10 protein-coding genes are annotated in these 11,227 nt (G+C 72.5%); 1 reads left to right on the top strand and 9 read right to left on the bottom strand.

The window, feature by feature from the left end; translation table 11 throughout:
• The first annotated feature begins 542 nt into the window (after nt 1-542).
• A complete protein-coding gene (locus FHX44_RS20875; protein ID WP_147257338.1) occupies nt 543-2,210 on the top strand; it encodes a long-chain-fatty-acid--CoA ligase in 1,668 nt (555 codons plus the stop codon).
• Nucleotides 2,211-2,271: 61 nt separating this feature from the next.
• Here the strand turns inward: FHX44_RS20875 and rplL are convergent, their stop codons facing one another.
• The 9 genes from rplL to FHX44_RS20830 all read right to left on the bottom strand — a co-directional run bounded on the left by rplL (nt 2,272) and on the right by FHX44_RS20830 (nt 11,204).
• A complete protein-coding gene (rplL, locus tag FHX44_RS20870) occupies nt 2,272-2,664 on the bottom strand; it encodes a 50S ribosomal protein L7/L12 (protein WP_147257337.1) in 393 nt (130 codons plus the stop codon).
• A 37-nt stretch (nt 2,665-2,701) separates the two neighbouring features.
• Nucleotides 2,702-3,268 (bottom strand): 50S ribosomal protein L10, encoded by a 567-nt coding sequence (gene rplJ, locus FHX44_RS20865; RefSeq protein WP_147257336.1) that lies wholly within the window; start codon nt 3,266-3,268, stop codon nt 2,702-2,704.
• Between the two features lie 264 nt (nt 3,269-3,532).
• A complete protein-coding gene (locus tag FHX44_RS20860) occupies nt 3,533-4,468 on the bottom strand; it encodes a hypothetical protein (protein ID WP_147257335.1) in 936 nt (311 codons plus the stop codon).
• Nucleotides 4,469-4,548: 80 nt separating this feature from the next.
• Nucleotides 4,549-5,118, bottom strand: a complete 570-nt coding sequence (locus FHX44_RS20855) for a hypothetical protein (protein ID WP_147257334.1) — start codon at nt 5,116-5,118, stop codon at nt 4,549-4,551.
• 42 nt (nt 5,119-5,160) lie between these two features.
• Complete coding sequence (locus tag FHX44_RS20850) at nt 5,161-6,402, bottom strand: MlaD family protein (protein ID WP_147257333.1); 1,242 nt, start codon at nt 6,400-6,402, stop codon at nt 5,161-5,163.
• Nucleotides 6,399-7,649: an MCE family protein gene (locus tag FHX44_RS20845; RefSeq protein ID WP_147257332.1), complete on the bottom strand. Its 1,251-nt coding sequence runs from the start codon at nt 7,647-7,649 to the stop codon at nt 6,399-6,401. The genes FHX44_RS20850 and FHX44_RS20845 overlap by 4 nt, the downstream gene beginning before the upstream one ends.
• A complete protein-coding gene (locus FHX44_RS20840) occupies nt 7,646-9,046 on the bottom strand; it encodes an MCE family protein (RefSeq protein WP_147257331.1) in 1,401 nt (466 codons plus the stop codon). The genes FHX44_RS20845 and FHX44_RS20840 overlap by 4 nt, the downstream gene beginning before the upstream one ends.
• Nucleotides 9,046-10,011, bottom strand: coding sequence for an MCE family protein (locus tag FHX44_RS20835; RefSeq protein WP_147257330.1), 966 nt, complete (start codon nt 10,009-10,011; stop codon nt 9,046-9,048). The genes FHX44_RS20840 and FHX44_RS20835 overlap by 1 nt, the downstream gene beginning before the upstream one ends.
• Nucleotides 10,011-11,204, bottom strand: a complete 1,194-nt coding sequence (locus FHX44_RS20830; protein WP_147257329.1) for an MCE family protein — start codon at nt 11,202-11,204, stop codon at nt 10,011-10,013. Before FHX44_RS20830 ends, FHX44_RS20835 begins: the two co-directional genes overlap by 1 nt.
• Between the last annotated feature and the right edge of the window lie 23 nt (nt 11,205-11,227).

Below are 11,227 nucleotides of genomic sequence, written 5' to 3'. Positions count from 1 at the left end.
GGACGGGAGGTCCGGGGCGAGCGGGCCGACGGATGCAGGATCCGACGCACGCCGTCTGTTGTCATGGCGCAGCCATCGCCATACGCACGTGAGCCCGGAAGGGACACCCTGGAGCGGGAGGACTCCTCTGAGCGCGCGCGAGCTGGACGAGGGCAGCGCAAAGAGGCAGTCTAGCTGCAAATGCAGCCGCTGTCGAGATGGGTCCGCAAGGCAACCATCGAGACCTAAGAGTGACCTGACGAGCGCATCCCGTCAAGACTCTACGCGCCGGTAAGTGGTCCTTTTCGCGGGACGAGCGGCATGGCGCTGCAGCTCCATGGCCTGAGCTGCCGTTCGCCGAGCGCCTCCGCCCCGTCGAGTGACCGCCGAACGGGCGGAACGGTCGATGCCGTCCGCCTGCGGGCTTCACCGGCCCGTCGCCGGAACGTGTCGCCATCGTCACCTCCGGCGGCCGGCCCACCTCTCGGTCAGGGGGCCCCGGAGTTCCTTGACACCGTCTCACGGGCGAGCTGACGATCGTGGCCAGGGGCAGGGAGGCGACGATGGAGTCCGCTACGAGCACGTACGACGCGCGGCCGTGGCTGGCGCGCTACGCCGCCGGGCAGCCGCACGATCTGGAGCTCGAGCACGGCGACGCACTGGCCATGTTCCGGGCCGCGGTGGCGCGCAACCCCGGCGGCGACGCCGTGCGGTACTTCGACGGCCGGATCACGCTGCGCGAGCTCGACGAGCTCTCCGACGCGTTCGCCGCCGGTCTCCTCGACTCCGGCCTGGCGGCGGGCGACCGGGTGGGGCTGTACCTGCAGAACGTGCCGCAGTTCGTCATCGGGCTCCTCGGCACATGGAAGGCGGGCGGCGTCGCCGTGCCGATCAACCCGATGAACCGGCAGCGCGAGCTGGAGCTCCTGCTCACCGACTCGGGCGCCCGGGTGCTGGTGTGTCTGCAGAGCCTCTATCGCGACGTCGCGGCCGACGTGGTCGGGCGCACCGGGGTGCGGACCGTGGTCACGACGTCCGAGCTCGAGTACCAGAGCCGGAACGACCCGCGCGCCTTCGGCGGGTCCGAGCACATCGACGTGCCGGGCACGCTCGACATGGGAGAGCTGATCGGCCGGTTCCGCGGGGGGACCCCGCCCCCGGTGGCGTTCTCGCCCGACGACACCGCGTTCCTCACCTACACGTCCGGCACCACCGGCCCGCCCAAGGGCGCCATGAACACCCACCGGAACGTGGTGTTCAACAGCCAGGCCTACCGCGAGTGGTGCAACCTCGACGCCGACGACGTCGTGCTCGGCGTGGCCCCGCTGTTCCACATCACCGGGCTCATCGCCGGGATCACCACGGCGCTGCTGCTCGGCGCTCCGCTCGTGCTGTTCCACCGGTTCGAGCCCGCGCTCGCGATCGACGTGATCCGCGAGCAGCGTCCGACGTTCACGGTCGGCTCGATCACCGTGTTCATCGCGCTGATGAACGCCCCCGACGCCGAGCGCGACGCGCTCGCGTCCCTGGAGAAGATCTGGTCGGGCGGAGCGCCCATCCCACCGTCGACGGTGAAGGCGTTCTCGGCGACGTTCGGCCGGTACATCCACAACATCTACGGGCTCACCGAGACCACCTCGCCGTCGCACGGCGTGCCGAAGGGGGCCGAGGCGCCGGTGGACGACGCGTCCGGTGCGCTGTCGGTCGGCGTGCCGCTCTACAACACCGTCGTGCGCATCCTCGGCGACGACGGGGAGGAGCTCCCACCCGGCGAGATCGGCGAGATCGTGACGAGCGGTCCCCAGGTCGTGCCCGGCTACTGGAACAAGCCGGAGGAGACCGAGCGCGCGATCCCCGGCGGGGCGCTGCACACCGGGGACGTCGGGTACATGGACACGGACGGCTGGTTCTACATCGTCGACCGCAAGAAGGACCAGATCAACGCAGGCGGCTACAAGGTGTGGCCGCGCGAGGTGGAGGACGTGCTCTACGAGCACGACGCCGTGCGGGAGGCGGCGGTGGTCGGCGTGCCGCACCCGTACCGCGGTGAGACGGTGAAGGCCTATGTCAGCCTCCGGCCGGGGCGCAGCGCCGACGAGGCCGAGCTGATCGCGTTCTGCCGGGAGCGGATGGCGGCCTACAAGTACCCGCGTCAGGTGGAGTTCCTGGACGAGATCCCGAAGACGGTGACGGGCAAGCTGCTGCGGCGCGAGCTGCGCGCCAGGGGCTGACCCCGGAAAGCACGAAGCGGCACCCCCGAGGGGATGCCGCTTCGTCGGACGGTGCCGGGTGTCAGCTCAGGCTGACCTTGGCGCCGGCCTCCTCGAGCTTGGTCTTGGCCGCCTCGGCGGCGTCCTTGGCGACCGCCTCGAGGATCGGCTTCGGGGCCGACTCGACGAGGTCCTTGGCCTCCTTGAGGCCCAGGCCCGAGACGAGCTCGCGGACGACCTTGATGACCTGGATCTTCTTGTCACCGGCGGCCTCGAGGACGACGTTGAACTCGTCCTTCTCCTCGGCGGCCTCGGCCGGGGCGCCGGCGGCGGCCGGGCCGGCAGCGGCGACGGCGACCGGAGCGGCCGCGGTGACGTCGAAGGTCTCCTCGAACTTCTTCACGAACTCCGAGAGCTCGATGAGGGTGAGGTCCTTGAAGGCCTCGAGCAGCTCGTCGGTGGACAGCTTCGCCATGGTGGTTCCTCTTCCAGTGGTGCGGTACGGGGGGTGGTCAGCTCGCGGTCTCGGAGTCGGTGGCGGCCTCGGCCGGAGCCGCACCGCCCTCCTCCGCGCGCTTGTCGGCCAGCGCCTGGGCCAGGCGGGCCACCTGCGACGCCGGGGCGGCGAACAGGCCTGCGGCCTTGGCCATGGTGCCCTTCATCGCGCCGGCCAGCTTCGACAGCAGGACCTCGCGGGACTCCAGGTCGGCGAGCTGGTTGACCTCTGCGACGGTCAGCGTGCGACCGTCCATGTAGCCACCCTTGATCACCAGGCCCTGGTTGGCCCTGGCGAAGTCGCGCAGCGCCTTGGCGGCGTCGACGGGCTCGCCGGTGATGAACGTGATCGCCGTCGGGCCGACGAGCAGCTGCTCGAGCCCTTCGACGCCCGCGTCCTCGGCAGCGCGCTTGACCAGCGTGTTCTTGGCGACGCGGTAGGTCGCGCCGTCGCCGAGCGACCGGCGCAGGGTCGTCAGCTGGGACATCGTGAGGCCGCGGTACTCGGTGACCACCGAGGCGGACGCGCCCCGGAAGTTCTCGGCGATCTCCTCGACCGCCGCGACCTTGTCGGGTCGGGCCATCCTCGCCTCCTCTCGTCGTGGTCGGTGTTCTTCCTGCGGTTCGCACCCACCGACGACCTCGGAAACGACGAACGCCCCGGCGCAGGAGCGCACGGGGCGTGGCGAGGGGCGCGCACGAGCGCACCCCGCGATGACCTCGTCCTCCTGCGCGGGCCGCCCGCGGATGCGGGGCCTTCGTGTGCCCGGTGAGGGGCACAGACCTGCGGTCTTCGGTGGAACCGTCGTCCAGGATACGCGACCCGGTCCGGTGTCCCGCGAGACGGGTCAGAGTGGCGTGACGGCGGCGATCTTCCAGCGGCCGTCCACCCGCTCCCCCGTGACCGCGAGGCGGCCGGCCGCGGCGAGCTGCTGCGACTGCGCGTCCGGCGCGGCACGGGTGGCCTGCTGGTCGACGAACGCGATCAGCACGGCCCGGTCACCGGTGATCTCCTTGACCGCCGTGCGGGTGACCGTGGCCGACACCACCGCCTGCTGCTCCGGCGCCCGGGCCCTGACCTCGCCGAACAGGCGGTCGAACTCGGCCGCGAACTCCGGCGTGATCACGTCGCGGGCGGCGTTCTCGTTCTCGTCGAGCCGCGCGAAGTCGAACGAGTACACGGTCTCGATCGCGTCGGACAGCTGGCCGGCCACCTCCGTGGTGGTCCCGACGTCGACCAGCGCGGTGTTGGCCGCCGCCGGGGTGCCGCGCAGGCGCGCGTCCTGGACGCCTGCGACCACGGCCACGGTGGCGAGCACGAGCACCGCCACCGCGAGCAACGGCACGGCCCTGCGTCGCACGAGGGCGGTGAGCCGGGCCCCGCGACCTGCCGCGGAGGGCTCGGTGGCGTCGTCGCCCGTGCCGTCCGCGGTCGCGGTGGCCGGGGTGGACTCCGCGGGTTCGGCCGCGCCGGTGCGGGCCGTCTTCCGGCCGGGCTCGCCCGCGGCCTTCGCCCGCTTCCCGGCCGCGACCACCGGCAGCTGCTCGGTCCGGCCGGAGGTCTCCCCCTCGGCCTCGAGATCCGCGGCGGGAGCGGCCTCGCCGGCGGGAGCGGGCTTCGGGCGCGGGCGCTTCGGCCTGGCCTTGCCGCCCCCGTTCCGGTCCGGGCCCGCCGGCGGCGCGGCCTCGGGCTTGCGGTCGGGCGGTGCGGCCACCCTGCTGTCGGCGGCGTCGCCCGGTCCGTCCTCGATCCGCTCGGAAGGGCGGGGCACGGCGGGCGCCATCCCGGCCACCCGGGGGCGGCGGGACGGGGTCGGGCGGGGGCGCGGGGAACGCGGACGAGGTGGCATTCGGGGTGCTCCTGTCAGCTCGGCGTGCGGACCGGGGCCACCCGGCTCGCCTTCCAGCCCTGGTCGGTGCGGGTCATCTCCAGCTCGAGCCGCTGGCGGGTGACCACGGGACCCTGGCCCTCCGGCCGGACCTCGACGTCGACGGCCACCAGCACGCGGGCGGTACCGGCACGCACGTCCAGCTCGGCGACGCCGGCGTCCGGCACGGTGGCGACCGTGACCCGCTTGGCCTGCGTGACGACCTGCTCGTACTCGGCGCGGTTCGCGCGGAACTCGTCGAGCAGGGTGCCGGTCGACGTCTGCTCCCACAGGTCCAGCCCGGGGGCGACGTTCTGGTAGTCGAGGGTGTTCAGGTTGATCGCGGCCTGGCGGGCGTCGACCAGCACGGCCTCGCGCTCGGCCGCGAGCTCCAGCCCCTCGTCGCCGAGCGCGAGGACCCACCGGCCGCCGAAGAACAGGGCGGCGAGCGCGGCGAGCGCCACCAGCGCGGCGAGCGCGCGCACGGGGGTGATCTCGAAACGGCGCCGCGGCGGCGCCGGATCCGGGTCCTTCTGTTGCGTGATGGGCTTCTCGAGGACGGTCATGCGGCTCTCCGTCGGGGGTCGGGTCGGCGCGGATGTCCAGGGTCAACTGAGGATCTGGGCCAGGGAGCTGAGCGGCGGGAGCGAGCCGACGCGGTCGGGGATCACGGGAGCGGATCCGGCGGGCAGGCCACCCCTCGGGGGCCCGGACGGGGCGTCGGCGGGCGCCGTCGGGGTCTTCGCGTCCGGGACGTTCTGCGCGCCTCGGACGTCGATCGGGCTCCCCTGGGGTTCGGCGCAGTATGCCTTGCGGTTGATCGGCGCCTCCGACACGTCGCTGCCGGGGCGCCGGTTGGTGCCCTCGTAGCCCCGGGTGCAGGGCGGCGGGTCGAAGAGGTTGCTGAGCACGAGCCCGAGGTGCGCGGTGCCGTCGCCGGGCACGACGGTGTACGTCGTGGTCGTGACGCCCGGGTAGGTGACGAGGATCTGGCGGAGCGCGGCCTGGCGCGGCTCGGCGACGCGCGAGATCGTCAGCAGGTCGGCGATGAGCTGTCCGAGGCCGCTGCCGCTCTCCCGCAGCAGGCCCCTGATCTCGGTGGACGCCTCGGGGCCGGTCTCCATGAGCCTGCGCAGGTCCGGGTCGGACTCGGCGAGCTGGTCGGCGAGCAGCGCGAGATCCTCGCTGAAGCTCCGGAAGGAGCCCGAGACCTCGTTCTGCGTGGTGAGCACCGTGCGGCCGTCCTCGATGAGGCGGATCGTCTCGGGCAGCGCCTCCACGGCGTCCTCGGTGAACGCGTTGGTGGTGTCGAGGAGCTTCTGCAGCGGCAGCGCGGTGTCGGAGAAGGCGTCGCCGAGCTCACCGACGACGGTGCGCAGCGAGTCCAGCGGCACCGACCGGACGAAGTCGTCGAGGCTGACGACCAGCTCCTCGACCGGCACCGGCGTGCTCGTGCGGCCCACCGGGATCACCGAACCGTCCTGGAGGTACGGGCCGTCGTCGCTCGCCGGCAGCAGGTCGACGTACTGCTCGCCGATCGCGGAGAGGTTGTGCACGGCCGCGTCGACGTCGGCGGGGATCGCGGGGGCGTCGCGCCGGATGTCCAGCTGCGCCTCCACCCCCTCCGGGGTGATCGTCAGCGGGCCGACCCGGCCGACGCTCACACCCCGGTACGTCACGTCGGCGCCGGTGAAGATCCCCCCGGACTGGGCGAGCTGCACGCGCACCGGATAGGTCGTGGCGCCGAACAGGTCGCCGAACCCGGCGTAGCGGAACCCGGCGTATCCGACGCCGAGCACGGTGATCAGCAGGAACGCCACCAACTGCAGCCGCACGACCCTGGTGATCATCGGTCACCTCCGAGCAGGCCGCCGAGCAACCCGCCCTCGCGGGTGGGCTCGGCCCCTTCCTCCGGCGGCTCGGCCGAGCCGGAGGTCGGCGGCGGCTGCACCTCACCGGGCAACGGCAGCAGATCGCCCTCGCCGATGAGCGGGAAGTCCGGCAGCGACGGGCTCGTCGGGCCGAGCAACGGCCCGAGCAGCTGCGAGGTGGGCGGCAGCATCCCGAGCGGCCCGTCCGGGCCGGGGAACGGCTCGCCGGAGCGAGCCATGTTCTTGAGGAGCTCGCTCAGGTCGAGGTCGAGCTTGACGTACAGGTTGGAGTAGTCGCCCGCGAACGCGTCGACCGTGCCGTCGCTGAACGGGAAGGTGGGCAGCAGGCTCAGCGAGTTCACCAGGTCGGGCCCCGACTCGACGAGCTTCGCCAGCACCGGCCGCAGCAGCTCGAGGTCGGCGACCACGTCGTCCCGGCTCCGGTTCACCACGTTGGTGGCCACCCCCGAGAGCCGGTCGAGCGCCTGCAGCATGTCGACGAGCTTGGCGCGCTGGTCCTCCAGCTCGCGCAGGCCAGGCGGTAGGTCCTGCAGCGCCGTCTCGATCTGCCCGCTGCGGTCGCGCAGCGTGCCTGCGAGGCGGTTGATCTCGTCGATGGCCCGCGTGATCTCACCCTTGTGGTCATCGAGGGCCCCGACGAGCACGTTGAGGTCGTCGAGGAGCGCGCGGATCTCCGGCTCGTTGCCCTCGAGGGCCTTGTTGAGCTCGTCCGCGATCGTCCGGATCTGCGCGACGACCCCGCCGTTGAGCAACAGCGACAGCGCGCCGAGCACCTCCTCGACCTCGGCGGCCCGGCTGGTGCGCAGCAGCGGGATGGTGGCGCCGTCGGCGATGCGGCCGGGCGCGGCGTTCCGCGGCGCCTGCAGCTCGACGAACTTCTCGCCCAGCAGGCTCGTGGTGCGCACCCGGGCCTCGGCGTCGGGTGGCAGCGCGACGTCACCGTTGACGAACACGGTGACCTCCGCCGTCCAGTCGGGGCCCACCCTGATGTCGCTGACCGTCCCGACCGGCACGTCGGCCACCTTCACCAGCGACTGCGGCACGAGGTCGACGACGTCGGTGAACTCGATCGTCAGTCGGTACGGGTTGTCGCCGAGGTTCGCGCCGCCCGGCAGGTCGACGCCCCGCAGGCCGCCCGACAGCGCGCCGCAGCCGCTCGTGAGCAGCACGGCGGCGGTCGCGGCGGCGGCGATGCGGCGGGTCACCGGTCACCCCCGAACAGCCCCGAGAGACCGCCCGAGCGTTCGTCGGACTCGTCCTGCTCAGCGCCCTGGTTCCGATCGGACCCCTCGGCGTCGTCCGGCTCGGCCCGGCGCGTCGACTCCGGTCGTGGCTGCTGCGAGGTCGGCTCCGCCCGCTCCCCCTCCGGCTGTGCGGACGGGGCGGACGGGGCGGGCAGGCCGGGCAGCGGCAACGCGGCCTGGGGTGCCGCGGGGTCCTTCTCGGTCGGCAACGCGAGCCCCGGCACGGGCGGGGGCTGGCCGCTCTGCAACGCGGTGATCACGTCGGCCGCGCTGGGCAGCGGGACGAGACCGTCAAGGACAGGGGCGAGCTTGCCGCACGGCTCGATGAGCTCGTTCGGCACCGGTCCGCTGCGGCGCAGCAGCTCGCAGACCAGTGCCGGGATCGGCATCGTGAGCTCGTTGATGTCCGCCCGGGCGTCGAGCGTGCCGGACGAGCCGTTGTAGGCCAGCGAGAGGTTGCCGAGCGCCACCGGCGCGACGTCGAGGACCTCGGCGAGGGCCTTGCGCTGGTCGACGACCACCTCGGTGACGTCCGTCAGCTTGTCGACGTTGGACTTGACGAGCTCCCGGTTGTCCCGCACGAAGTCGGCCACCTCGCCGAGCGCGATGGACAGCTCCCGCACCGCCGTGGCCAGGTCGCCCCGCTCGTCGGCGAGGAAGCCGGCGACGTCGGCGAGCCGCTTGTTGAACTCGCGCACCTCGCCGTCGTTCGCGGCGAGCATGGACGTGAAGGACTGGAGCTCCTTCACCGTGCCGAAGAGGTCCTCGCGGGAATCGGCGAGGGTGCCGGAGAGCTCGCCGAGGTTGCGGATCGTGTCGTTCAGCGCGCGGCCGTTGCCGTCGAGGTTCGCGGCGCCGACGTCGAGTGCGTCCGACAGCGCCCCCTGGGCGTTGACGCCGCTGGGCCCCAGCGCGTCGGCGAGCTCGTCGGCGGTGCGTGCGAGGTCGTCGACGCCGAGCGGCACCGCGGTGCGCTCGAGCGGGATCACGGCGCCGTCCCGCAGCTCGGGGCCGCCGGACCAGGTCGGGGCGAGCTGGATGTAGCGGCCGGTCACCAGGCTCGGCGAGACGACGACGGCCATCGCGTCGGCGGGCAGCTTGAGGTCGGGGTCGTCGATGCGCATCTCGACACGCACCCGCGTGCCCTCCGGGGTGATGCTGACGATGTCGCCGACCCGCACGCCCAGCACCCGCACCGAGTTGTCCTCGAACACACCGGTCGCCGACGTGAAGTAGGCGGTGATCATCCGGGACGGGCCCTGGAGCACGAGGTAGAGCGCGCTGGCCACCAGCACGGCGATCACGGCGATGAGCCCGGTGAACTGGAGCTGCCTGCGGTCGGTCGGGGTGAGTCCCATCAGCAGCCCCCTGGGTTGATCGGGCCCGCGGAGGGCGGGAGCAGCGCGCAGATGTAGTTGTCGAACCACTCGCCGTTGCCCGTGGCGTTGGCGAAGAGCCGCACGAACACCGCGAGGTCGCGGATGCCGGCGCCGAGCGAGTCCCGGTTGCGCTGCAGCAGCGCGGCCACCCGGTCGAGCTGCTCCAGCGTCGGCCGCAGCTGCTCCTCGTTGTCGGCGACGAGCCCGCGCAACTGCTCGGACAGCGCGATCGTGCCGTCGAGGAGCCTGCTGATCGCCTCCCGCCTGCGCTGGAGCTCGCCGAGCAGCAGGTTGCCGTCCTTCAGCAGCTTCTCGACCTCGGCGTTGCGGTCGGCCAGCACGCCCGCGAGCTCATGGGTGCCCGCGAGCAGCCTGCGGATCTCCTCGTCGCGGCTCGCGATCGTGGTGGACAGCCGCGAAAGCCCGTCGAGCGCCCCCCGGATCTCCGGCGGGGTGTCGCGGAAGGTGTCCGAGAGCGTGTTCAGGCTCTGCGCGAGCTGCCCCGTGTCGATCTGGTCGAGGGTGCCGGACAGCCCGTCGAACGCCTCCACCACGTCGAACGGGGACGAGGTGCGGGAGAGCGGGATGGTCCGGTCGGGGTTCAGGTCGTCGTCACCCTGCGGGTCGAGCGCGAGCGTCTTGGCGCCGAGCAGGGTGCGGATCTGGATCGAAGCCGACGTGCGGTCACCGACCCACGCGTCGGTGACCTTGAACGTGACGAGCACGTGGTCGCCCTCGAGCTCGACGTCCTGGACGCGGCCCGCCTCGACACCCGCCACCGTGACCATGTCGCCCGCCGTGAGCCCGGCGGCCTCGCGGAACTCGGCCTTGTATGTGGTGCCGCCGCCGAAGAGCGCCGGCCCGTTGAACGCGAGCACCACCACGAGCACGATCGTCAGCAGGCCGATGATCGCCGTCGCGACGGGGTTGCGGGTGCCCGGCATCAGTTGCCTCCGAGCGAGATGTCGGACAGCAGGGGCAGGTCGGGCGCGGGCAGGTCCGGCACGGGAAGGTCGGGCACGCCGGGTTCGCCGCCCGGCAGGGGCAGGTCGGGAAGGGGCAGTCCGGCGAGCGAGTCGGTGTTGCCGCTGTCCTCGCCGTCGGGGTCGGCCCCGCAGCGGGGCTGACCGCTGGCGAACACCGGGATCTCGAAGGTCGGGATGTACGGCGAGAGGCCGACCTTGCCGCTCGCCCCGCACAGGTAGAAGTTGAACCAGCTGCCGTAGCTGCCTGCGCGGATGACCTTCTCGAGCTTGGGCGGCAGGTTCCTGATCGTCCGCTCGAGGTGCTCGTCCTGCGCGTTGAGGTTCTCCGCCAGGTCGCCGAGGTGCCCGATGTCGTCGCGCAGCGGCGGCCGGGCGTCCTCCAGGAAGCCCGCGGTCACCTCGGTGAGCTCCCCGATCGAGACGATCGCGTCGCCGATCGGCTCGCGGTCCTGCGCGAGGCCGGACACCAGCGCCTGCAGTGAGCTGATGAGCTCCGACAGCTGCTCGTCGCGCGCGTTCACGGTGTCGAGCACCGCGTTGAGGTTGTCGATCACCTGGCCGATCACCTCGTCGCGGTCGGCGAGGGTGTTGGTGAGCGATGCGGTGTGGGCGAGCAGGCTCTTCACCGTGCCGCCCTGGCCCTGCAGCACCTGGATGATCTCGAAGGAGAGCTGGTTCACCTGGTCCGGGTCGAGCGCGGTGAGCAGCGGCTTGAACCCGTTGAAGAGCACGGTGAGGTTGAGCGGCGGGCGCGTGCGCTCCACGGGGATCGTGCCGCCTTCGGGCAGCGTCTCGCCGGAGGGCCCCGCGCCCTGCTCGAGCGCGAGGTAGCGCTGCCCGATGAGGTTGCGGTACAGGATCGACGCCCCCACCGACGCCGGGAGCGGCTGGTCGGCCGCCACGCTGAACTCGACCTCCGCGAACCGCCGGTCGGCGATCCGCACGTCGTCGACGGTGCCGACGATCACCCCGGCGATCCGCACGTCGTCGCCGGGCAACAGCCCGCTCGCGTCGGTGAAGCGCGCGGTGTAGGTGGTGCGGGCGCCACCGGAGGCGTTGGCGATGGTCAGGGCGAGCACGGTGGTGCACAGCGCCACCACCACCGCGAGCGACAGGAACTTGACCAGTGGGGCGACCGGGATCCGCTTCATCGCTCGCCCTCGCTGGCGCTCGG

It is taken from the genome of Pseudonocardia hierapolitana, assembly GCF_007994075.1.
Classification (GTDB): domain Bacteria; phylum Actinomycetota; class Actinomycetes; order Mycobacteriales; family Pseudonocardiaceae; genus Pseudonocardia; species Pseudonocardia hierapolitana.
This window is presented reverse-complemented; position numbering and strand designations above follow the sequence as displayed.